19 protein-coding genes and 1 riboswitch are annotated in these 21,895 nt (G+C 68.3%); of the genes, 11 read left to right on the plus strand and 8 right to left on the minus strand.

The features are described 5' to 3' along the window. Position 1: 1 nt before the first annotated feature. The 6 genes from IXW21_RS15775 to IXW21_RS15800 all read right to left on the minus strand — a co-directional run bounded on the left by IXW21_RS15775 (position 2) and on the right by IXW21_RS15800 (position 6,993). A complete protein-coding gene (locus IXW21_RS15775) occupies positions 2 to 631 on the minus strand; it encodes a response regulator (protein ID WP_194765196.1) in 630 nt (209 codons plus the stop codon). Then, a complete protein-coding gene (locus IXW21_RS15780; protein WP_194765197.1) occupies positions 628 to 1,842 on the minus strand; it encodes a histidine kinase in 1,215 nt (404 codons plus the stop codon). The genes IXW21_RS15775 and IXW21_RS15780 overlap by 4 nt, the downstream gene beginning before the upstream one ends. Positions 1,843 to 1,878: 36 nt before the next feature. Further along, positions 1,879 to 2,634, minus strand: a complete 756-nt coding sequence (locus IXW21_RS15785) for an ABC transporter permease (RefSeq protein ID WP_194765198.1) — start codon at positions 2,632 to 2,634, stop codon at positions 1,879 to 1,881. Between the two features lies 1 nt (position 2,635). After that, entirely contained in the window at positions 2,636 to 3,610 is a 975-nt protein-coding gene (locus tag IXW21_RS15790) for an ABC transporter ATP-binding protein (RefSeq protein WP_194765199.1), read from the minus strand. An 83-nt stretch (positions 3,611 to 3,693) separates the two neighbouring features. After that, positions 3,694 to 5,565 carry an FAD-dependent monooxygenase gene (locus IXW21_RS15795; protein ID WP_194765200.1) on the minus strand — a complete coding sequence of 624 codons (1,872 nt, stop codon included), beginning with the start codon at positions 5,563 to 5,565 and terminating at the stop codon, positions 3,694 to 3,696. Between the two features lie 48 nt (positions 5,566 to 5,613). Further along, complete coding sequence (locus IXW21_RS15800; RefSeq protein ID WP_194765201.1) at positions 5,614 to 6,993, minus strand: MFS transporter; 1,380 nt, start codon at positions 6,991 to 6,993, stop codon at positions 5,614 to 5,616. Positions 6,994 to 7,081: 88 nt separating this feature from the next. Between IXW21_RS15800 and IXW21_RS15805 the strand changes: the two genes are divergently transcribed. From IXW21_RS15805 to IXW21_RS15840, 8 genes are read left to right on the plus strand one after another with little or no spacing between them, the layout of a single operon-like run. Further along, a complete protein-coding gene (locus IXW21_RS15805; RefSeq protein WP_194765202.1) occupies positions 7,082 to 8,617 on the plus strand; it encodes a fumarylacetoacetate hydrolase family protein in 1,536 nt (511 codons plus the stop codon). After that, entirely contained in the window at positions 8,614 to 9,300 is a 687-nt protein-coding gene (locus IXW21_RS15810) for a GntR family transcriptional regulator (protein ID WP_194765203.1), read from the plus strand. The genes IXW21_RS15805 and IXW21_RS15810 overlap by 4 nt, the downstream gene beginning before the upstream one ends. Further along, the gene (gene hpaE / locus IXW21_RS15815; protein ID WP_194765204.1) at positions 9,297 to 10,793 is read left to right on the plus strand and encodes a 5-carboxymethyl-2-hydroxymuconate semialdehyde dehydrogenase; all 1,497 of its coding nucleotides are present in this window, start codon (positions 9,297 to 9,299) and stop codon (positions 10,791 to 10,793) included. The genes IXW21_RS15810 and hpaE overlap by 4 nt, the downstream gene beginning before the upstream one ends. A gap of 30 nt (positions 10,794 to 10,823) precedes the next feature. Further along, positions 10,824 to 11,984 carry a 3,4-dihydroxyphenylacetate 2,3-dioxygenase gene (gene hpaD, locus IXW21_RS15820; RefSeq protein ID WP_194765205.1) on the plus strand — a complete coding sequence of 387 codons (1,161 nt, stop codon included), beginning with the start codon at positions 10,824 to 10,826 and terminating at the stop codon, positions 11,982 to 11,984. A 38-nt stretch (positions 11,985 to 12,022) separates the two neighbouring features. Further along, positions 12,023 to 12,808 (plus strand): 2-keto-4-pentenoate hydratase, encoded by a 786-nt coding sequence (locus IXW21_RS15825; protein ID WP_194765206.1) that lies wholly within the window; start codon positions 12,023 to 12,025, stop codon positions 12,806 to 12,808. After that, a complete protein-coding gene (locus IXW21_RS15830; RefSeq protein ID WP_194765207.1) occupies positions 12,793 to 13,596 on the plus strand; it encodes an HpcH/HpaI aldolase family protein in 804 nt (267 codons plus the stop codon). The genes IXW21_RS15825 and IXW21_RS15830 overlap by 16 nt, the downstream gene beginning before the upstream one ends. Positions 13,597 to 13,651: 55 nt before the next feature. After that, positions 13,652 to 14,374, plus strand: a complete 723-nt coding sequence (locus IXW21_RS15835; RefSeq protein WP_194765208.1) for a DUF6882 domain-containing protein — start codon at positions 13,652 to 13,654, stop codon at positions 14,372 to 14,374. Between the two features lie 58 nt (positions 14,375 to 14,432). Then, positions 14,433 to 14,981 (plus strand): hypothetical protein, encoded by a 549-nt coding sequence (locus IXW21_RS15840; protein ID WP_194765209.1) that lies wholly within the window; start codon positions 14,433 to 14,435, stop codon positions 14,979 to 14,981. Positions 14,982 to 15,084: 103 nt separating this feature from the next. Here IXW21_RS15840 and IXW21_RS15845 read toward each other — a convergent pair whose 3' ends face one another. Then, a complete protein-coding gene (locus IXW21_RS15845) occupies positions 15,085 to 15,963 on the minus strand; it encodes a bifunctional methylenetetrahydrofolate dehydrogenase/methenyltetrahydrofolate cyclohydrolase (RefSeq protein ID WP_194765210.1) in 879 nt (292 codons plus the stop codon). Next, the gene (glyA, locus tag IXW21_RS15850; RefSeq protein ID WP_194765211.1) at positions 15,960 to 17,234 is read right to left on the minus strand and encodes a serine hydroxymethyltransferase; all 1,275 of its coding nucleotides are present in this window, start codon (positions 17,232 to 17,234) and stop codon (positions 15,960 to 15,962) included. Before glyA ends, IXW21_RS15845 begins: the two co-directional genes overlap by 4 nt. A gap of 36 nt (positions 17,235 to 17,270) precedes the next feature. Beyond that, positions 17,271 to 17,355, minus strand: a riboswitch (ZMP/ZTP riboswitch). A 54-nt stretch (positions 17,356 to 17,409) separates the two neighbouring features. Here glyA and IXW21_RS15855 point away from each other — a divergent pair. The 3 genes from IXW21_RS15855 to IXW21_RS15865 all read left to right on the plus strand — a co-directional run. Continuing rightward, positions 17,410 to 18,933 (plus strand): family 20 glycosylhydrolase, encoded by a 1,524-nt coding sequence (locus IXW21_RS15855; RefSeq protein ID WP_228528644.1) that lies wholly within the window; start codon positions 17,410 to 17,412, stop codon positions 18,931 to 18,933. Next, positions 18,918 to 20,096, plus strand: coding sequence for an N-acetylglucosamine-6-phosphate deacetylase (gene nagA / locus IXW21_RS15860; protein ID WP_228528645.1), 1,179 nt, complete (start codon positions 18,918 to 18,920; stop codon positions 20,094 to 20,096). The genes IXW21_RS15855 and nagA overlap by 16 nt, the downstream gene beginning before the upstream one ends. 477 nt (positions 20,097 to 20,573) lie before the next feature. Further along, on the plus strand, positions 20,574 to 21,895 hold a 1,322-nt coding region (locus IXW21_RS15865), incomplete at its 3' end, for a sigma-70 family RNA polymerase sigma factor (protein WP_194765212.1).

Below are 21,895 nucleotides of genomic sequence, written 5' to 3' on the forward strand. Positions count from 1 at the left end.
GTCAGATCCAGCCCTTGTCGAGCGCGATCCGCGCGGCCTGCGCCCGGTTCGCCGCGCCCGTCTTCCCGATCGCCGAGGAGAGATGATTTCGCACGGTGCCCGCCGACAGGAACACCTCGGCCGCCACGGCAGCGGCCGATCGGCCGTCAGCAGCGAGACGGAGCACCTGGCGCTCCCGCTCGCTCAGTGGGTTCGCACCGTCGAACAGGCTGTCTGCGGCGAGCGCCGGGTCGAGCACGCGCACGCCTCGATTCACCCTACGCACCGCCTCCGCCAGCTGCTCGGCGGGGGTGTCCTTCACGATGAACCCGCTGGCTCCTGCATCCAAGGCCGACCGCAGATATCCGGGGCGCGCGAAGGTGGTCACGATGAGGATCTGCGTCGTCGGGCTCGCCTCGCGGATCCGACGCGTCGCCTCCACGCCGTCCATGCCCGGCATCTGGATGTCCATCAGGCAGACATCCGGCCGCAGCTCCTCCGCGAGCCGCAGCGCCTCTGCACCGTCTGATGCCATGCCGATCACTGTGAGGTCGGGCTCGAGGTCGAGCAGTGCCCCCAGTGCGCCGCGCACCAGCGCCTGATCGTCGGCGATCAGCAGACGAATGCCTTCGCCCTCGCTCGCGGTCGTCACCAGGTCACCTCCACCCTGGTCCCCGAGCGTTCGGCGTCACGCGCTCCGGTGATCACGAAACCTGCTCCTGCTGCCGCCGCACGCTCGCGCATGCCACGGATGCCGTTGCCCGCGCCGTCACCTGCTCCTTCCGCCATGCCGATCCCGTCGTCGTCGACGACCAGCCGTCCGGGCGCCAGCAGCACTCCCACCGTGCGAGCCTGTGAATGACGCAGCGCATTGGTCGTCGCCTCCCGCAGGATCCAACTCGCGGTGATCGCCTGCACCGGTGAGAGGGCATCGGCCTCGCCGTCTACCCGCAGCTCGATGTCGGCGGCGCGGAGCGAGTCCCGAGACGACGCGAGCTGCTCGACGAGCGTCGTCGCCCGCGCACCGGACACCGATGACCTCACCCCGGCGATCGCCTCCGCTGTCAGCCGCTCGATGTCGGCGAGCTCCGCCTTCGCGCGCTCCGGATCGGAGTCCATGAGTCGGCGCACGAGCTGAGCCTTGAGACCGACGACCGTCAGCGAGTGGCCGATCAGGTCGTGCACGTCGCGTGCAACGGCTTCGCGCCCCGCACTCGTCGCCAACTCGAGTCCGAGCTGCTCGGCCTCACCCGAACGGATGATGAGCCAGGTCGACACCGTGTTGACGACGCCCAGCAGTCCGATGATCGCCAGCACCGACAGATAGCTGAGGCCTCCGGGGAGGAAGAAGACGCACAGCGCCGCGACCGTCAGGGCGGCGACCGACGTGATCCAATGCCACACACGCGTCAGCCCGTAGGAGGCGAACGACATGATGAAGGGCAGGAAGCTGAGCGCGGATCCGCCCTCTGCCGGCACGGAGATCAGTGCGCAGATGATGAGGAGCACGAACGTGACCCACTGCCGCACAGACGGCGGTCGCCCCAACCCGCCGCCGCCGCGCATCCCGTGCATGAATCCGGTGACGTACAGCACCACGAAGGAGATCAGCGCGATCCAGCCCACGACGATCCACGCGGGCGGCGCCTCGGAGCGCAGCAGCGCCAGCACCGGATAGACGAGGAAGACCAGCCAGATCACGGCCATCAGCCAGCCGAACCGCGACCAGGGATCCTTCCCCACCGGTCCACGTGGGGCGCGCGCTCCCGGAGCCGACCATGCCGCCGTCGGCGCCCCCAGGGCGGCGAATCGCCGCACCTCCCCGGATGCCTCCGAGGAGAACCGCTTCGAGTGCTGCGTCATCCGTCCAACCTATCGACGCCGAGGGATCCCGGGTTCCTACTGCCGCGACCGGGAGCGCTTCATACCCATGGTGACCAGCAGCGCGAACAGTCCCAGCCACACGACGACGTTCAGGAAGAGCATCCACAGCTCATCCGTCTGCCCCGTGGTGAGGACACCGTCGGTCAACGGCCAGCGGCTGAGGGCCACGAAACCGTATAGGGGCGTGAAGCGGGCGATGTCGAGCATCACCCCGTCGAGCGGCATGAAGACATTGCCGAAGAACGCGAAGAACGTCATCGAGATCGAGGCCAGCGCCGCGGCGGAGTCCGAGCTGAAGAACAGGCCGACGCCGAGTCCGAACAGCCCGTACATCAGGCCGATCCCGAGGATGATGGCCGCGGTGGCCACCCAGCGCCAGGCATCCTCGACCTGTGCGCCGGTCATCATGCCGGCGGAGAAGACGGCGACCAGTGCCAGCGCCGCGAAAGCGACCGATGTGAGCAGCTTCGTCAGTGCGTAGCCCGCGGTCGTCAGCGGGGTCATCGCGAGCTGACGACCCCACCCCTGCTTCGCCTCAGTCGCCGCGAGCGAGGTCAGCGAGCTCATCGCGACCGCCGTGCCGTAGGCGGCCATCGACGTCATCACGTAGAAGGAGACGTTGCCATGGCCGGCAGAGAGCGAGCCATAGCCCATCCCCGCGCCGAACAGCAGGTACATCGCGACCGGCATCGCCAGCGTGAAAGCGAGCGTGTACGGGTTGCGCAGCTGACGGATGCCTTCAATGCGCAGCATGGTGGGTGAGACGAGCATGTCAGTTCTCCGTCAATGCTGTGAAGGCGGTTTCGAGGGTGGCTGCGGCGATCTCGAGGTCGTGGGCGCCGTTGTCGAGCAGAATGCGGGCAGCGGCGTCCGAGTCCGCTGCGCGCAGGCTCAGCCGGTCCCCGTCCAGTCGCACGTCGACGACGCCGTCCGTGTCTTTCAGGGTCGCGACGAGCACCGCATGGGCCGAGTCGACGGTCGCGGAGAGGCTCCGCTCGCCCAGACTCGCGCGCAGCAGCGCCGTGGGGGCGTCCGCGACGATCGCGCCGCGGTGCATCACCACCGTCCGGCGCGCGAACTGCTCCGCCTCTTCCAGGTAGTGGGTGGCGAAGACGATCGTGCGCCCGGCATCCGCATCCGCCCGCATGACGTCCCAGAAATGCCGCCGGGCGGTGACGTCCATGCCTGCCGTCGGCTCGTCGAGCACGAGGATGTCGGGGTCGGAGACCATGGCGAGTGCGAACTTCACCCGCTGCTGCTCTCCACCGGAGCACTTCGACATCCGACGGCGGGCGAGGTTCTCGAGATCGGCACGGGCCATGACCTCGGGCATGCGTGCGGCGGCTTCTGCTCCGTACAGCGAGGCGATGAGGTGCACGGTCTCGCCCACGGTCAGGTCGCCCAGCAGACCGCCGGTCTGCAGCACCGCGCCGATCGCGCCGCTCGACGTGGCCCGCTCCGGCGTGACCCCCAGCACCTGCACGGTGCCGGTACTGGGTCGTGTGAGCCCCAGGAGCATATCGAGGGTGGTCGTCTTGCCTGCGCCGTTCGGCCCCAGCAGTGCCACGACCTCCCCGCGGCGGATCGACAGATCGACTCCGGCCACGGCCTGCACGCGGCTGTCGCCCGAGCCGAAATGGCGAGTGACGCCGCGCAGCTCGAGCACGACCGGATCATCGTTCGAGGCGTCGGATGCCGGACGAGCGGCGGCCTGCGCCACCGGACGACCTACGGAGGTGTTGTTCATGCCTCCAGCCTTCCGAAGAGGCGACGACGGCGCCGGAGTGCGGTGTCATCTCCTCGGCATGACACGTGTCATGCCGCGGGCGCTCAGGATGCCGGCAGCAGTGCTCCCTCGAAGAACGACGCCAGCTCATCGACGGCATCGAGCGGCAGGATCGCGGAGACGTACTGATCGGGGCGCACCACGACCACGACGCCGTCTCGCGACAGCTCACGCGCCTCGAAGATGTCGGTCTCCGTCCACTTCGACGGCCCCGCGGCATATACCTTCTCCCAGTCGGTGAGTCCGAGCGGCCCGGTCTTCGGCTGGAACAGCGCGGGAGCCGACGTGACCTCGACGTCCTCGTAGGGCTGCTGGTAGATCGCCTTCACGTCGAAGACGGAATCCTGATCGGCATCCGCCGGCGTGAAGCGAGCCAGCACCGGCCCCGCCTCCGAAGCCCAGGCGTCGAGCGTCGCCGCATCCCGACCGCCGAATGCGTACACGCGCCAGCGCCCGTCGGCCTTGGCATGGTGGCCGAGATGGATGACGTTGCCGTCGCCCACCCGCACGACCTCGGCGGACTTGAAGCGCTTGCCGAGCGGGAAGCCCGCGGCGAGCGCCTGATGGGCATCCGTTCCCGTGATCATCGACGAGGTGTACTGCGTCATGAACCCCGAGGGGAACTCCGCCGTGGCGAGGTAGTAGGTCGCGAGATCGTTGGGGTCGGTGATCTCCGAGGGTTTGCGGGCCATGAGACTCGACCACTCACGGTCGAAGTCGATGAGCTGCTGAGCCACCGGTCGACGTTCGGCCCCGTAGGTCGCGAGCAGTGCCTCAGGCGCCCGTCCGGTGAGCACGGATCCGAGCTTCCACCCGAGGTTGAAGCCGTCCTGCATCGACACGTTCATGCCCTGCCCCGCCTTGGCGCTGTGGGTGTGGCACGCATCGCCGGTGAGGAACACCCGCGGAGTGCGGCCGGAACCGTCGATCACGTCGTCGAAGCCGTCGGTGACCCGGTGACCCACCTCGTAGACGCTGTGCCAGGCGACCTCTTTCACATCGAGCGTGTAGGGGGTGAGGATCGCGTTGGCCTTCGCGATGATCTCCTCGATCGGCGTCTGCCGCACACGGTGATCGTCGTCGTCCGCGACCTCGCCGAGGTCGATGTACATCCGGCTGAGGTATCCGCCCTCGCGCGGAATGTGCAGGATGTTGCCCGCCTCCGAGTTGATCGCGCACTTGGTGCGCCAATCGGGAAAGTCGGTGTTCACGAGCACATCCATGACGCCCCATGCATGGGCGGCGCTGGCACCGACGTGGGTGCGTCCGATCGCCTGTCGCACGCCGCTGCGCGCCCCATCGCACCCGACCACGTACTTCGCCCGGACGATGCGCTCTTCACCGGCGCGCTCCCCTGCGACGTAGCGCAGCGAGACCTCGACCGGGTACTCACCCTTGTCGTGCACCGTGAGGCCCACGAACTCGATGCCGTAGTCGGGGGCGATCCTGCCGGGCCCATACGCCGCGGCTTCGGCGAAGTAGTCGAGGACTCGAGCCTGGTTGACGATCAGATGAGGGAACTCGCAGATGTCGTAGGCGTAGTCGGCGGTGCGCGAGGTGCGCACGATCTCGCTCGGATTCTCGGGGTTCGGGCCCCAGAAGTTCATCCAGCCGATGTTGTAGGCCTCGGCGATGATCCGCTCGGCGAAGCCGAACGCCTGGAACGTCTCGACGCTGCGCGGCTGGATGCCGTCGGCCTGGCCGAGCACGAGGCGGCCCTCGCGCTTCTCGATGATGCGCGTGGACACGCCGGGGTACTGCGACATCTGGGCGGCGAGCAGCATCCCGGCGGGGCCGGAGCCGACGATGAGCACGTCGATCTCGTCGGGGAGGTCTGCGGGTCGATCCGCGCCGATGCCCGCGGCATCCGTCACGCGCGGATCCCCCGAGACGTAACCGTGGTGGTGGAACTGCATCGTCGTCGATTCCTTCCGGATGATGGCTGAATGAGGTCTGACTCGGCGTCAGGCCTTGGCCAGGCCGTAGATCGGGCTCACGGACTGCTCCTCCTCATGGTCCGGTCCCAGCGGGATGCCGGAGCGGTCGCGCAGCAGCAGCGTCGCGATGAGTCCGAGCACGGTCATCCCTGCGAGGTACCAGGTGACCGCCTGCGTCGAACCGGTCGCCTGCACGATCGCGGTCGCGATGGTCGGGGCGAAGGCACCACCCGCGATCGCACCGATCGCGTACGAGATCGAGACGCCCGAGAAGCGGATGCTGGCGGGGAACAGCTCGGTGTACAGCGCCGCCTGCGGTCCGTAGGTGAAACCGAGACCGACAGTGAGGATCGCGAGCCCCGCGAACAGGAGACCGATCTCTCCCGTGTTGACCAGCGGGAACAGCGTGAACACTCCGACGAGCTGCATGACCCAGCCGATGACGTAGGTGGTGCGCCGGCCGATGCGGTCCGACAGCCAGCCCGCGATGAGCGTGGTGATGAGCCAGGTCACCGCGGAGCCTGCGACGGCCCACAGCACGGGTCCGCGCTCGAGTCCGATCGGCCCTTCGAGATTGGTGGCGTAGCCCTGGATGTATCCGCCCGTCGTCATGTAGCCGACGGCGTTGTTGCCCGCGAACACGAGAGCCGCGATGATCACGAGCAGCAGGTGCTTGCGGAAGAGCTGCACGATCGGCATCTTCGCCTTCTCCTTGCGCTCCGCGAGCTCGGTGAAGACCGGGCTCTCCTCGACCTTGCGGCGCACGTAGTAGCCGATGAGGATCAGGACGACGCTGAGCAGGAACGGGATGCGCCAGCCCCACTGGAGGAACTGGTCTCCCGGCGCGATCGCGGTCATCAGGGCCATCACACCCGAGGCGAGCAGCAGACCGAGCGGCACTCCGATCTGCGGAGACGCTCCGAAGATGCCGCGCCTGGTACGCGGCGCATGCTCGACGGCCATCAGCACGGCCCCGCCCCACTCGCCACCGGCCGAGATGCCCTGGATGATGCGGAGCAGCACGAGCATGATCGGCGCGGCGATGCCGATCGCCTCGTAGGTCGGCAGGACTCCGATGAGGGCGGTCGCCGCCCCCATCAGGATCAGCGTCCACATGAGAACCGTCTTGCGCCCCAGCTTGTCGCCGTAGTGACCTGCGAGGAAGGCTCCGAGCGGACGGAACAGGAAGCTGACTCCGACCGTAGCGAACGCGATGATGGCGCTGTTCGCGCCGAGCGGTTCGAAGAAGAGCTGCCCGAAGACCAGGCCGACGGCCGTGGCATAGATGAAGAAGTCGTACCACTCGACCGTGGTCCCGACGACCGTGGCGAACACGACGCGGCGGCGATCGGCCGGCGTCGCGATGGTTCCGGTGGGTGTGAACCCTTGTGTTGACTGCCCGCTCATGGGGTGTCTCCTTTGGTTGTGACTGCACTGTCACGGCGTGCTCGCGAGGGGGATGCGGGTTGCTTGCCGAGGATGGAACCGATGATATATGATTTCGAATACGACGCACAAGGCGTCGCCGAAGAGCGCGAGGAGGCGCCCCGTGACGGCATCCATGACCCGCCCCGGCAAGATCATCGCGATCCACCTGAGCTACGCGTCCCGGGCGGATCAGCGCGGCCGCCGCCCCGCCGCTCCCTCCTACTTCTTCAAGCCGGCGAGCTCCGTCGGAGTGTCAGGCGGTACGGTCGAACGCCCCGCCGGCACCGAGCTGCTGGCCTTCGAGGGTGAGATCGCCCTCGTGATCGGCACGGCCGCACGCCACGTGTCGCTCGACGACGCATGGACGCACGTCGGCTGGGTCACCGCCTCGAACGACCTCGGCCTGTACGACCTGCGTGCGAACGACAAGGGATCCAACGTCCGCTCCAAGGGCGGCGACGGCTACACACCGCTCGGTCCCGAGCTGATCGATGCCCGCGCCGTCGATCCCGCGGCGCTCCGCGTGCGCGCCTGGGTGAACGGCGAGCTGCGCCAGAACGACACCACCGACGGACTGATCTTCCCGCTCACCCAGCTCGTCGCCGACCTGTCCCAGCACTTCACTCTCGAGCCCGGAGACGTCATCCTCACCGGCACCCCGGCAGGGTCGTCGGTCATCGCGCCCGGCGACGTCGTCGAGATCGAGGTGGACGCTCCGGATGCCGCGGGCTCGCCGTCCTCGGGCCGCCTGGTGACCACGGTCACCCAGGGCGAGATACCCTTCGACGGCGACCTCGGCTCCCTTCCGGCCGTCGACGACCTGCAGCGCGCCGAAGCGTGGGGATCGCGAGACGCCGCGGGCCTTCCCGCCGAGACGCGTGCGCCCGCGCTCTCCCCCGCACTGCGTGCCAAGCTGCTCGAGGCGCCGACCGCCGGGCTCTCCACTCAGCTGCGCAAACGCGGTCACCACGCGTGTTTCATCGACGGAGTGGCCGCGAACATCCCCGGGAGCAAGATCGTCGGCACGGCCAAGACACTGCGCTTCGTGCCCTACCGCGAAGACCTGTTCGCGGCTCACGGCGGCGGGTACAACGCGCAGAAGCGCGCCTTCGACGCGGTCGACGAGGGCGAGATCATCGTGATCGAGGCGCGGGGAGATGCGACCACAGGCACGCTCGGCGACATCCTCGCTCTGCGCGCCCGAACCCGCGGCGCGGCAGGTGTGGTGACCGACGGCGGCGTGCGCGACTTCGACGCGGTCGCCGAGATCGGGCTGCCCGTCTTCTCGCGGGGCTCGCACCCCTCGGTCCTCGGACGCAAGCACGTGCCCTGGGACGTCGACGTGACGATCTCGTGCGGCGGAGCAGCCGTGCAGCCCGGCGACATCATCGTGGGCGATGGCGACGGCGTCATCGTGATCCCCCCGTCGCTGGCCGACCAGGTCGCCGACGATGCGCTCGCACAGGAGATCGAAGACGCCTGGATCGCCGAACAGGTCGCCGCGGGCCACCCCGTCGACGGCCTCTTCCCCCTGAATGCCGAGTGGCGGGCGAAGTACGACGCCGCCACGGGCACGGGCTCCGAGGTCGGGAGTGAGGGATGACTGAGGTCACCACCTCCAGCAAGTCGGAGCGGGCCTACACCTGGATCCGCGCGCGCATCGCCGGCCACACGTTCGGCCCGGGCTACCGTCTGGTGCTCGGCTCGCTCGCCGAAGAGCTGGACATGAGCGTCGTGCCCGTGCGCGAGGCCATCCGCCGGCTCGAGGCCGAGGGCCTGGTCACGTTCGAACGCAACGTCGGCGCGCGCGTCACTCTCGTCGATGAGAGCGAGTACGCGCACACCATGCAGACGCTCGGTCTCGTCGAGGGTGCGGCCACGGCACTGTCCGCACCACTGCTCGACGCGTCGACCCTCGACGCCGCAGACGCGGTCAACGAGCGCATGACGCGGATGCTCGACCATCTCGATGCCCACGCGTTCACCGAGCTCAACAGGCAGTTCCACTCTCTGCTCTTCGGGCCCTGCCCGAACCCGCACCTGCTCGATCTGGTGCACCGCGGGTGGTCGCGGCTGTCCGGCATCCGCGATTCCACGTTCGCCTACGTTCCCGGCCGCGCTCGCCATTCGGTCGAGGAGCACACGCAGATCCTCGAGCTGATCCGAGCGGGCGCAGACCCACTCGAAATCGAGCTCGCCGCACGAAATCACCGTTGGCGCACGAGGGATGCCTTCCTCGATGAGCTCCACACCCGTTCGCACCCCTCCGGAGGAGACGAGTCATGACCGATTCCCGCATTCCCGCAGACCTGCCCGACCACATCCAGCACTACATCGACGGCGCGTTCGTCGACTCCGTCGACGGCGACACGTTCGACGTGCTCGACCCCGTGACGAACAAGACCTACACGACCGCCGCTGCGGGAAAGAAGGCCGACATCGAGCTCGCCGTCGCCGCTGCGAAGCGCGCGTTCGACGAGGGCCCCTGGCCTCGGATGCTCCCGCGCGAGCGCTCGCGTGTGCTGCACCGCATCGCCGACATCGTCGAGTCCCGCGACTCGCGCCTGGCCGAGCTCGAGTCGTACGACTCGGGGCTCCCGATCACGCAGGCCCTCGGTCAGGCACGTCGCGCCGCCGAGAACTTCCGCTTCTTCGCAGACCTGATCGTCGCGCAGTCCGATGACGCGTTCAAGGTGCCCGGTAAGCAGATGAACTACGTGAACCGCAAGCCGATCGGTGTCGCGGGCCTCATCACGCCGTGGAACACGCCGTTCATGCTGGAGTCGTGGAAGCTCGGCCCCGCGCTCGCGACCGGCAACACCGTGGTGCTGAAGCCCGCCGAGTTCACACCGCTCTCGGCATCGCTGTGGGCGGGGATCTTCGAAGAGGCCGGCCTGCCGCAGGGCGTCTTCAACCTCGTCAACGGACTCGGCGAGGACGCCGGAGACGCGCTCGTGAAGCATCCGGACGTGCCGCTCATCTCGTTCACGGGCGAGAGCTCGACCGGACAGCTGATCTTCGGCAACGCCGCCCCGTTCCTCAAGGGACTCTCGATGGAGCTCGGCGGCAAGTCGCCCGCCGTCGTCTTCGCCGACGCCGATCTCGAAGCGGCGGTCGACGCCACGATCTTCGGTGTCTTCTCGCTCAACGGCGAGCGCTGCACCGCGGGTTCCCGCATCCTGGTCGAGCGCGCGATCTACGAGGAGTTCGTCGAGAAGTACGCCGCGCAGGCGAAGCGCGTCAGGGTGGGCTACCCGCACGACCCCGCGACCGAGGTCGGCGCTCTCGTGCACCCCGAGCACTACGACAAGGTGATGAGCTACGTCGAGATCGGCAAGACCGAGGGGCGCCTCGTCGCCGGTGGCGGACGCCCCGAGGGGTTCGACGAGGGCAACTTCGTCGCCCCGACCGTGTTCGCCGATGTCTCGCCCGACGCCCGCATCTTCCAGGAGGAGATCTTCGGACCCGTGGTCGCGATCACACCGTTCGACTCCGACGACGAGGCGCTCGCTCTCGCGAACAACACGAAGTACGGGCTCGCCGCGTACATCTGGACGAACGATCTGAAGCGCGCGCACAACTTCGCGCAGTCGGTCGAGGCCGGAATGGTGTGGCTGAACAGCAACAACGTGCGCGACCTCCGCACGCCCTTCGGCGGGGTCAAGGCCTCGGGCCTGGGGCACGAGGGCGGATACCGCTCGATCGACTTCTACACCGACCAGCAGAGCGTGCACATCACACTCGGCGGCGCGCACAACCCGACCTTCGGCAAGAACTGACCCGAACCCGACGTGAGCAAGGACGCTGACATGACCGACAAGACCGCGAAGACGCTGACCTCCTCGGGCTACTACGTGAGCCAGGAGGCTCCGATCGAGACCGACAATCCTGTTCCGACCCCCGAGAGCACGCCGCCCGACGTGCTGCGCTGCGCCTACATGGAGCTGGTCGTCACCGACCTCGCGGCCTCCCGGGTGTTCTACGTCGACGTGCTCGGCCTGTATGTCACGGAAGAGGACGACGAGGCAATCTACCTCCGCTCCACGGAGGAGTTCATCCACCACAACCTCGTGCTCCGCAAGGGACCCGTCGCCGCCGTCGCCGCGTTCTCGTACCGCGTCCGCTCGGCGGAGGACCTCGACCTCGCGGTCGCGTTCTACTCCGAGCTCGGGTGCGACGTGCGCCGCAACCCCGAGGGCTTCCTCAAGGGCGTCGGCGACTCGGTGCGCGTGGTCGACCCGCTGGGATTCCCCATCGAGTTCTTCCACCAGTCCGACCACGTCGAGCGGATGTCGTGGCGCTACGACCTGCACATTCCCGGCGAGCTCGTGCGTCTCGACCACTTCAACCAGGTCACCCCCGATGTGCCCCGCGCGGTCAAGTTCATGCAGGATCTGGGATTCCGTGTCACGGAGGACATCCAGGACGACGAGGGCACCGTGTACGCCGCGTGGATGCGCCGCAAGCCCACCGTGCACGACACCGCGATGACGGGCGGCGACGGACCTCGCATGCACCACGTGTGCTTCGCGACCCACGAGAAGCACAACATCCTCGCAATCTGCGACAAGCTCGGCGCGCTCCGTCGCTCTGACGCGATCGAGCGTGGCCCCGGCCGCCACGGCGTCTCGAACGCGTTCTACCTGTACCTGCGCGACCCCGACGGCCACCGCGTCGAGGTCTACACGCAGGACTACTACACGGGCGACCCCGACAACCCCGTCATCACGTGGGACGTGCACGACAACCAGCGCCGCGACTGGTGGGGCAACCCGGTCGTGCCCTCGTGGTACACCGACGCCTCGCTGGTGCTCGACCTCGACGGCACCCCGCAGCCCGTCGTCGCCCGCACCGACAGCTCCGAGATGGCCGTCACGATCGGCGCCGACGGGTTCTCCTACACGCGTCCTGACGACGAGGGCATGCCCGAGTACAAGCAGGGCGAGTACAAGCTCGGCCACCAGCTCTGACCGGTTCGCACCCCCGTTCGCACACAGAGGAGACACGGATGCTTCCCGCAGACACCATCGCGCAGATCGCCGCAGAACTGGCCGAGGCCGACCGGAGCCATTCTGTGATCCCGCGCATCACGGCGCGATACCCCGATGCCACGGTCGAGGACTCGTACGCGATTCAGGGCGTATGGCGCGATTCGCAGATCGCGGCCGGGCGCCGGCTCGTCGGCCGCAAGATCGGGCTGACGTCCAAGGCGATGCAGCAGGCCACGGGCATCACGGAGCCCGATTACGGCGTCATGTTCGACGACACCGTGTATGAGTCGGGAGCTGAGATCCCCGTCGATCACTTCTCGAACGTCCGCATCGAGGTCGAACTCGCCTTCGTGCTCACGCACCCGCTCGAGGGCCCCGACTGCACGCTCGACGACGCCCTCGAGGCGATCGACTACGCGGTGCCGGCGCTCGAGGTGCTGAACTCGCACATCGAGCTCGAGGGGCGCACGATCGTGGACACGATCAGCGACAACGCGGCGTACGGGGCGATGGTGCTGGGCACCGTGCACAAGCGCCCGGACGAGATCGACCTCCGCTGGGTGCCCGGCGTGCTGTCGCGCAACGGCGAGATCGAGGAGACCGGCGTCGCAGCCGGCGTGCTGGGTCACCCCGCCACCGGTGTCGCGTGGCTCGCGAACAAGTTCCACCAGCACGGCGCGCGTCTGGAGGCCGGGGAGATCATCCTGGCAGGATCGTTCACGCGCCCGATGTGGGTGTCGCGCGGCGACGAGGTGCTGTGCGACTACGGACCGATGGGAACGATCGCATGCCGCTTCATCTGAGCCCTTCTTTCCGCGAGCAGCTCGCGGCCTCCGACCGCTCCCTGATCGGGATGTGGGCCTGCTCGGGCAGCCCGCTCGTCACCGAGGTGGCTGCAGGATCCGGCCTCGACTGGATGCTCATCGACATGGAGCACTCGGCGAACACGCTCGAATCGACCCTGCTGCAACTGCAGGTCGTCGCCGCGTATCCGATCACTCCGGTCGTGCGGGTGCCGTTCAATGACGCCGTCGCGATCAAGCAGGTCCTCGATCTCGGTGCGCAGAACCTCATCGTGCCGATGGTCTCGTCGGCGGACGAAGCCCGGGCCGCGGTGGCGGCCACGAGGTATCCCCCCGATGGCGTGCGAGGAGTCGGCAGTGCGCTGGCTCGCAGCGCCCGCTGGAACAGGATCGACGGATACCTGCAGGACTCGGCGATGCACACGTCGCTGACCGTGCAGATCGAGACGGCAGCCGGAGTCTCCGCCGCCGCCGAGATCGCCGCCGTGGACGGCGTGGATGCCGTGTTCGTGGGCCCCTCGGACCTCTCGGCGTCGATGGGGCTGCTCGGTCAGCAGACGCACCCTGAGGTCGTCTCGGCGGTCGAGCAGGTCTTCGCCGCGGTGAAGGCCGCCGGAAAGCCCGTGGGCGTGAACGCCTTCGATCCGGCCGCGGCTGATACCTACATCGCCGTCGGCGCGGACTTCGTCGCAGTGGGTGCCGATGTCGCCATGCTCGCGCGCGCATCCGAGGCTCTGGCAGCCCGCTTCATCCCGGCATCCGACGACATGACCCGCGCCAGCTACTGACCGTGCGGGTCGGGAAGGTTGGCGAATTCATAGCAATCCGGGTGAGACTGAGACCATGACCTTCGCCGCGCTCCAGCCGCTCGCAGACCGTGCCGCACTGTTCACCGCGCTTCGCCAGGACTCCCTCGCCTCGGCGCTCGAGTCCCTCGGCGACAACCGCTGGGATGCCGACATGGCCGCAGGCACGATCACGTTCACATCGAACGACGACGCCTCCCGTCAGCTCGTGACGCGAGCGCACCTCGTCGCGACGATCGCGCCCGGCCCGCGCTCGCTGCTCTGGGCGTGGGCACACCCTCAGGGCGACGGCGCAGGAGTCGCCGCGCAGCTTCGCGACTACGGCACCGAGCACGGCATCGACGAGCTGAGCCGGACCGAGCTCCCCTTCCCCGGCGATGCCGCGGGCGATGCCGAATGGATCGCCCAGGCCGCTCACACGGTGGGGGCCGTGGCCGTCGAGCTCACCGGCCGCGCTCCGTACTACATCGCGCCCGTCGGAGGCGGCACCTCTGCCGTGTTCCTGCTCGACGCACCGTTGCCCCCGCTGACCGTGGCCTCGGCGGCGATCGTCCTCCCGCGCATCCTCTCGGGTCTCGCGATGCCTGACGCGCGCACCGCCGTGTGGGACGCCGCTCGCCTCGCCGGCTGGAACCTGACTTGGACCGACGAGTCCTTCTCGGGCGCGACGATCGCCGATGCCTCGGGGTCGGCGACGTTCCACTTCGACGAGCAGGCCCGCATCACGAACATCGAGAGCAGCCTGCACGCACAGGGTTGACCCACGCCGTGACCATGCTCTCGTACCCGGGCATCCGAGAATATGGAAGTCTGGTCGCATGAAGAACGGAATCGTCCGGTTCGCTGCGCTGTACGTTTTCAACGTCGCGGTGCTGCTGCTCATCGGCCTGCTGTCCGCGGGTGTGTCCGTCGGGTTCCACGCGCTCTGGGCCGCGGTCATCCTGACTCTCGCGGCGCTCTTCGTGAAGCCGCTGCTCACCGGAGCGTTCCGCAAGGCGGCCGCCAAGTCCGCAGCCGACCGCACCAAGACCGGCGAGAAGGTCGTGCAGTACGTCCTCGTGTATGTCGTCGAGCTGCTCATCTGGGCGGCTGTCGTCTGGCTGAGCGGCGTACGCGCCTCCGGTTTCTGGAGCTACGCGCTCCCTCCGCTGTTCCTGCTGTTCGGCTGGATGATCTACGACCAGGTCGACGACAAGCTGCGGGCCAAGGCGGGTGAGCTGTACGACGCCGTGCAGTCGAAGGTCTCGGGGTCCGGCAAGAAGACCGCATCCGCTTCCGCCCCTGCATCCGAGACGCGGGCCGCCCGAGACGAGCTGAACGACGGCCTGACCCCCGAGCAGCGACGGATGCTCGACGAGCTCGGCTGAACGAGAACGGTCCCGATCTGCGGACCTCGCCCCGATCCGCGCACGAATCGACAGGGGGAGTCAGCAGATCGGGACCGGATCAGCAGATCGGGACCGACCGAGGTCAGACGAGTCGTTCCGCCGCCTCGACGACGTTGGTCATGAGCAGCGCGACGGTCATCGGCCCGACACCGCCGGGATTCGGCGACACCCAGCCCGCGACGCCGGCGACGCCCGGGTGCACGTCGCCGAAGACCAGGTTCTTGCCCGTCTCGGGATCGGTCTCGCGCGTCACGCCCACATCGAGAACCGCGGCACCGGGCTTCACATCCTCGGCGCGGATGAGGTGCTTGACTCCGGCCGCCGCGACGATCACATCCGCCTCGCGCAGGTAGCGCGGCATGTCGACCGTGCCGGTGTGCGTCAGCGTGACCGTGGCGTTCAGGTCGCGGCGGGTCAGCAGCAGGCCGATGGAACGACCGATGGTCACGCCTCGGCCCACGACCACCACGTGCTTGCCCTTGAGGTCGTAGTCGTTGCGCAGCAGCAGCTCGATCACACCGCGCGGTGTGCAGGGCAGCGGGGTGTGGATCGGGTTGTTGACGTTGAGCACCAGACGACCGAGGTTGGTCGGATGCAGACCGTCGGCGTCCTTCGCCGGGTCGATCCGCTCGAGGATCGCGTCCGTGTCGATGTGCGTCGGCAGCGGCAGCTGCACGATGTAGCCGTGGCAGTCGGGGTCGGCGTTGAGCTCGTCGATCAGCGCCTCGACGTCAGCCTGGGTCGCATCGGCCGGCAGCTCGCGCTGGATCGAGTTCATCCCGATCGCCTCGGACTGACGGTGCTTCATGCCGACGTACAGCTGGGATGCCGGATCGGCGCCGACGAGCACGGTCGCGATGCCCGGGACGATGCCCTTCGCCTTCAGCGCGGCGACCCGCTCGGTCAGCTCGGCCTTGATCGCGGCGGACGCCGCCTTGCCGTCGAGGATCTTCGCGGTCACTGCTGCAGGTCCGGGTAGAGCGGGAAGACGGCGGCGAGCGCGTCGACGCGAGCGCGGAGCGCCTCGATGTCGGCACCGGGCAGCAGCGCCAGAGCGATCACATCGGCGACCTCGGTGAACTCGGCGTCTCCGAAACCGCGGGTCGCGAGCGCCGGGGTTCCGATGCGCAGGCCCGAGGTGACCATCGGCGGACGAGGGTCGTTGGGCACCGCGTTGCGGTTCACGGTGATGTGGATGTCATGCAGCAGGTCTTCGGCCTGCTTGCCGTCGATCTCTGCCTCACGAAGGTCGACCAGCACCAGGTGCACGTCGGTGCCGCCCGAGCGCACTCCGATGCCGGCATCCTTCACATCCTGCTGCGACAGACGCTCGGCGAGGATCGCCGCTCCGCGCAGGGTGCGCTCCTGGCGCTCCGTGAACTCGGGGGTGCCCGCGAGCTTGAATGCGGTCGCCTTGGCGGCGATCACGTGCATGAGCGGGCCGCCCTGCTGCCCCGGGAACACGGCCGTGTTGATCTTCTTGGCGATGTCGGCGTCGTTCGTGAGGATGAAGCCCGAGCGGGGACCACCGATGGTCTTGTGCACGGTCGACGACACGACGTGCGCGTGCGGCACCGGGTTCGGGTGCAGCCCCGCGGCGACGAGGCCGGCGAAGTGGGCCATGTCGACCCAGAGCAGCGCGCCGACCTCGTCGGCGATCGCGCGGAACGCGGCGAAGTCGAGCGTGCGGGGGTACGCCGACCAGCCGGCGATGATGACCTTGGGCTTGTGCTCGATCGCGAGACGACGCACCTCGTCCATGTCGATCGTCGAGGTCTCGGGGTCGACGCCGTAGGCGACGATGTCGTAGAGGCGGCCCGAGAAGTTGATCTTCATGCCGTGCGTCAGGTGACCGCCCTGGTCGAGGGCGAGGCCGAGGAGCGTGTCGCCGGGGCGTGCGATCGCATGCAGCACGGCGGCATTGGCCGACGCACCCGAGTGCGGCTGGACGTTCGCGAACTCCGAGCCGAACAGGTCCTTCGCGCGCTGGATCGCGAGCTCTTCCGCGATGTCGACCTCTTCGCAGCCGCCGTAGTAGCGACGTCCGGGGTAACCCTCGGCGTACTTGTTGGTCAGCACCGAGCCCTGCGCCTGAAGCACGGAGACGGGGACGAAGTTCTCGGATGCGATCATCTCGAGGAACGTCTGCTGGCGCGCGAGCTCTCGATCGAGGACCTGAGCGATCTCGGGGTCGACCTCGGCGAGCGGGGCGTTGAAGTAACGGTCGGTCATGACATGCTCCTCTGACTACGGATTCGAACGGGTATACCAATCGGCCCAGGCGCGCGGTCGAATTCCGTGGTCAGTCGCTCCCCGGTGGTAGTCCACCCAGACGCCAGTCGCGACGGTTACGAGCATAGCGGATTCCCCCCTGTGCACTCCGGTCACCGCACGGTAGGTTTTGTTCATGGTCCTTCCCCATTCCATGCCCCTCGTCCCCCTCCCCCTCTCCGCCAGCGTCGGCGATGACCGGATGCCGATCGGCGATGCCGTCAGAGTCGCCGGCGACTCCCCCGTCGCGGCGCAGCTCATCGCTGCGATCGCCCAGCGCAGCGGCATCCGACTCGCCCACGCCACCGACCACTCCGCACCGACCGAGTCCACGATCTCGCTCAGGATCGATCGAGACGTCGCGGGCCCCGAAGGCTATGAGCTCACCGTCGGCGAGTCGGCGGAGATCATCGGCGGCGACGAGGCCGGGCTGTTCTACGGAGCGCAGACGCTGCTCCAGCTGCTCCGCGAGGGCGACACCGGGTGGGGCCTTCTCCACGCGAAGATCTCGGATGCTCCGCGGTTCGCGCGGCGCGGCGTCATGCTCGACGTCGCACGACACTTCTTCAGCGTGGCTGAGGTCCTGAAGTTCATCGACGCCACCAGCGCACTGAAGTTCAATCATCTGCACCTGCACCTCACCGACGATCAGGGGTGGCGCATCCGGATCGACTCCTGGCCGAAGCTCACGGAGCTCGCATCGCAGACCGCCGTCGGCGGAGACCGCGGCGGGTACTACTCGAAGGACGACTACCGCACGATCGTCGAGCACGCCGCCGACCGACACATGATCGTGATCCCCGAGATCGACCTGCCCGGCCACACGCACGCGATCGGCATCGCCTACCCCGAGCTCGTCGAGAGCCCCGTGCTCAACGACGCTCTGATCGCGGACTCCGCCCGCTTGGAGCAGACGCTGCCTGTCAAGGGCGAGCCTTACGTCGGGTGGGGCGTGGGGCACTCGAGCGTGCGCATCCATGAGGAACGCACGTACGACTTCGTGCGCGACGTGGTGCGGGAGCTCGCCGAACTCACCCCGGGGCCCTACATCCACATCGGCGGCGACGAGTCACTGGGCACCCCGCAGGCCGACTTCGACCTCTTCGTCGAGCGCGCCACGGCGATCGTGATCGAGGCAGGCAAGATCCCCGTCGCCTGGCACGAGGTGGGTGCGGCAGCGGGCATCGCGGAGGGCACCATCGGCCAGTACTGGGGCAAGACGACCCCCGAGGGCACGCACGCCGAAGAGGCGGCGCACTTCGTCGAGCGCGGCGGCGCGCTGATCATGTCGGCGGCCGACGTCGCGTACCTCGACATGAAGTACTCGGACGACTTCCCTCTCGGGCTCACCTGGGCCGGAGTCGTCGACGTGAGAACCGCGTACGAGTGGGAACCGACCGAGGTGCTCGACGTCGCCGATTCCGCCATCATCGGCATCGAGGCCCCTCTCTGGAGCGAGACCACCCACACGATCGGCGATGTCGAGCAGCTGGTCTTTCCGCGGGCCGCCGCGCAGGCGGAGATCGCCTGGTCGCCCCACACCGCCCCAGAACGGACGTGGGAGTCTTTCCGCTCGCGGGTCGCGGCTCTCGCCCCGCTCTGGGAGACTGCGCAGATCGACTTCCACCGCGCCGAGGAGATCCCATGGACCGATCGATGAGCGTCTCCTCCGTCGCGTCAGGGTCGCTCGTCGTGCACTCCGCGACGATCATCGACGGCGGCGAGAGCATTCACGACGCCTGGGTGCGCATGGAGGACGGCGTGGTCGTCGATCGCGGCACCGGTGCGACCTGGTCGCATGCCGACGACGTGGTGGATGCCGAGAAGACCGCCGGAACGGGCGCCGTGCTCACCCCGGGACTCATCGACATCCACGGACACGGCGGCGCGGGATCGTCGTTCGACGACGGCGTCGAGGCGATCCGCGCCGCGAGGGCACTGCATCGTCAGCACGGCACGACGCGTGCAGTGGTGTCGCTGGTGACGGCCACGCTCGACGAACTCGCGCACAGGGTGGCGGAGATCGCCGATCTGATGACCACCGACACCGACATCCTGGGATCGCACCTCGAGGGCCCCTTCCTCGACCCGGGGCATCACGGCGCGCACGCACCGGCACTGCTGCGCACCCCCGTCGCCGATGATGTCTCCCGTCTGCTCGCAGCGGGCCGCGGCACGATCCGCCAGGTCACGATCGCGCCGGAGCTCCCGGGCGGGATCGACGCGATCAGGTTGATCACCGCCGCGGGTGCCGCCGCAGCGGTCGGCCACACCGACGCGGATGCGGCCACGGCCGTCGCCGCCTTCGAAGCGGGCGCGTCGATCCTCACGCACGCCTTCAATGCGATGCCCGGCATCCACCACCGGGCACCCGGTCCCGTGCTGGCTGCGGCCGCCGACCATCGGGTCGTGCTCGAGGCCATCGCCGACGACGTGCATCTCGATCCCCATGTCGTGAAACTGCTCTTCGACACCGCACCGGGACGCATCGCCCTCATCACCGACGCGATGGCTGCGGCGGGCAGCGCCGACGGCGACTACGACCTCGGCGCCGTGAAGGTGACGGTTCGCGACGGCGTGGCCCGCACGAACGACACGGGTTCGATCGCGGGCTCGACGCTCACTCAGGATGAGGCGGTCCGCCGAACTGTGGCCGCGGGCGTGCCGCTGGCAGACGCGCTGCGGGCAGCGACCGAGACCCCCGCGCGCGCGATCGGCCTCGGCGATCGACTCGGGCGGCTCTCGGTCGGCCATCTGGGCGACGCCGTGCTCTGGGATGCACAGTTGCGCGTCGTGCACGCCTGGGTGAGCGACAGGGCCTAGCCTCGCCCTGCGTGCATCGACGCGCAACCCTGCGCTCTCCGGTGCCTTGCGCGCTTTCGCGGGTGAGGGGCCGTCGTNCNNNGNACGACGGCCCCTTCACGGTTCCCCCCCCCCACTCAGAGCGACGAGTCGAGAGCTCCTCCCCCGAGGCTCTCGACCCGCCATGCCTGTGCTCATACCCCCTGCATGAGCACCTGAGCTCCGCCCCCCGGTGGAGCTCCTGGCTGTCTCTATGTGATGAGACGATGGCGACGCCGATTCATTACGCGACTTCTCAGAAATTCTTCGAGATTCTTTCAAGAATACTTTTTTATTACCTCTGATCAGGTATTCAAGTGCGCCGCAGTCCACTCGTGACCGGTCCATCTCGGGGTGGCGTGCGTGAGGGATCAGAGAGAGAATGGATAAGACGCGTGATGAAACAGCGAATCACGCGTCTCTTACTGTGGAGGCACTTCCGCCCTTCACGAAAGACGGATGACTGTGGACCACGACAACACTCACGACGACTCGATCGCCGACGCCGAACTGGTGCTGCGCACCCGCTCCGGCGACGCGGCGGCCTTCGGCGAACTGTGGCGTCGCCACTACCCGTCGGGGATGTCTGTCGCGCGCTCGATCACCTCGTCGATCGATCCCGACGATCTGGTCCAGGAGTCCTATACACGGATCTACCAGGCGATCATCAAGGGAGGCGGGCCGAACGGATCCTTCCGGGCCTACCTCTTCACCAGCATCCGCAATACCGCTGCGGCCTGGGGACGATCGCGCCGCGAGTCGGCCATCGATGAGCTCGACACCGTCGTCGATCCCGACAGCACCGAGCAGGCCGCGAACGAGGCTCTCGACCGCAGCCTGACCGCTCAGGCTTTCCGCAGCCTTCCCTCTCGCTGGCAGGAGGTGCTCTGGTACACCGAGATCGAGCAGATGAAGCCGCATGAAGCCGCGCCGCTGCTCGGCATGAAGGCCGGCGCCGTCTCACAACTCGCCTTCCGCGCCCGTGAGGGGCTTCGTGAAGCGTGGATCCAGGCGCATCTGCGCAGCGCCGCCCCGGGCTCGGACTGCCAGTGGACGATCGAGCACCTCGGCGCCTACTCGCGCGGCAACCTCGGGACCCGCGACCACAAACGCCTCGAGCAGCACCTCGAGGTGTGCGCACGGTGCATGATCGTCGCCGCCGAGGCGAAGGACATCTCCAAGCGACTCGCCCTCGTACTCCTCCCGCTCGTTCTCGGAGTGGCCGGTTCCGCGGGTTACCTCGCCACTCTGCAGGGCGGCGGCACACCGATCGTCGCACTCGCGGCGATGCCGTCCGGCATCACCGAGGGCGCCGTCGTCGTGAGCGGCGGCATCACGGGAACGACCGGCGGATCGACCGGATCCGGAGCAGGCGGCTCCTCGGGAGTCGGCGGAGCGGGCTCGGCCGGCGGTTCAGGAGCAGGAACGGGAGGCGGAATCTTCAGCGGGGTCGGTGCCCTCGTCGGTGCCGGCTCAGCAGCCCTCGTCGTGGCCGGTGTCGTCGCGGCTGCGACCATCATCCCTGGCCTCGCGGGCGCATCGCCCGCCGCTTCTCTACCCAGCGCCGGAGACAGCGACTCGTCGTCGATCAGTGCGGACATCGCCCCCGACGAAGCGATGAAGGCCGAAGAGAAGAAGCCCGACGTCATCGAAGACTCGGATCCGGCCCCGAAGCCGATCACACCGCCCGACGACGAGTCCGAGATCAGCGAGCCCGCCGAAGACTCGGCGCCGGAGCTTCCACGCCCCGAGGCCCCGACCCCCGGACTTCCGTCGAGGCC

The sequence above is a fragment of the Microbacterium sp. UFMG61 genome, assembly GCF_015354505.1.
Classification (GTDB): domain Bacteria; phylum Actinomycetota; class Actinomycetes; order Actinomycetales; family Microbacteriaceae; genus Microbacterium.

Excerpts from the sequence above, each read along its gene's own strand:
- IXW21_RS15780 (WP_194765197.1), bottom strand. The coding sequence starts at position 1,842 with ATGACGCAGCACTCGAAGCGGTTCTCCTCGGAGGCATCCGGGGAGGTG.
- IXW21_RS15785 (WP_194765198.1), bottom strand. The coding sequence starts at position 2,634 with ATGCTCGTCTCACCCACCATGCTGCGCATTGAAGGCATCCGTCAGCTG.
- IXW21_RS15790 (WP_194765199.1), bottom strand. The coding sequence starts at position 3,610 with ATGAACAACACCTCCGTAGGTCGTCCGGTGGCGCAGGCCGCCGCTCGT.
- IXW21_RS15795 (WP_194765200.1), bottom strand. The coding sequence starts at position 5,565 with ATGCAGTTCCACCACCACGGTTACGTCTCGGGGGATCCGCGCGTGACG.
- IXW21_RS15800 (WP_194765201.1), bottom strand. The coding sequence starts at position 6,993 with ATGAGCGGGCAGTCAACACAAGGGTTCACACCCACCGGAACCATCGCG.
- IXW21_RS15805 (WP_194765202.1), top strand. The coding sequence starts at position 7,082 with ATGATTTCGAATACGACGCACAAGGCGTCGCCGAAGAGCGCGAGGAGG.
- IXW21_RS15810 (WP_194765203.1), top strand. The coding sequence starts at position 8,614 with ATGACTGAGGTCACCACCTCCAGCAAGTCGGAGCGGGCCTACACCTGG.
- hpaE (WP_194765204.1), top strand. The coding sequence starts at position 9,297 with ATGACCGATTCCCGCATTCCCGCAGACCTGCCCGACCACATCCAGCAC.
- hpaD (WP_194765205.1), top strand. The coding sequence starts at position 10,824 with ATGACCGACAAGACCGCGAAGACGCTGACCTCCTCGGGCTACTACGTG.
- IXW21_RS15825 (WP_194765206.1), top strand. The coding sequence starts at position 12,023 with ATGCTTCCCGCAGACACCATCGCGCAGATCGCCGCAGAACTGGCCGAG.
- IXW21_RS15830 (WP_194765207.1), top strand. The coding sequence starts at position 12,793 with ATGCCGCTTCATCTGAGCCCTTCTTTCCGCGAGCAGCTCGCGGCCTCC.
- IXW21_RS15835 (WP_194765208.1), top strand. The coding sequence starts at position 13,652 with ATGACCTTCGCCGCGCTCCAGCCGCTCGCAGACCGTGCCGCACTGTTC.
- IXW21_RS15840 (WP_194765209.1), top strand. The coding sequence starts at position 14,433 with ATGAAGAACGGAATCGTCCGGTTCGCTGCGCTGTACGTTTTCAACGTC.
- glyA (WP_194765211.1), bottom strand. The coding sequence starts at position 17,234 with ATGACCGACCGTTACTTCAACGCCCCGCTCGCCGAGGTCGACCCCGAG.
- IXW21_RS15855 (WP_228528644.1), top strand. The coding sequence starts at position 17,410 with ATGGTCCTTCCCCATTCCATGCCCCTCGTCCCCCTCCCCCTCTCCGCC.
- nagA (WP_228528645.1), top strand. The coding sequence starts at position 18,918 with ATGGACCGATCGATGAGCGTCTCCTCCGTCGCGTCAGGGTCGCTCGTC.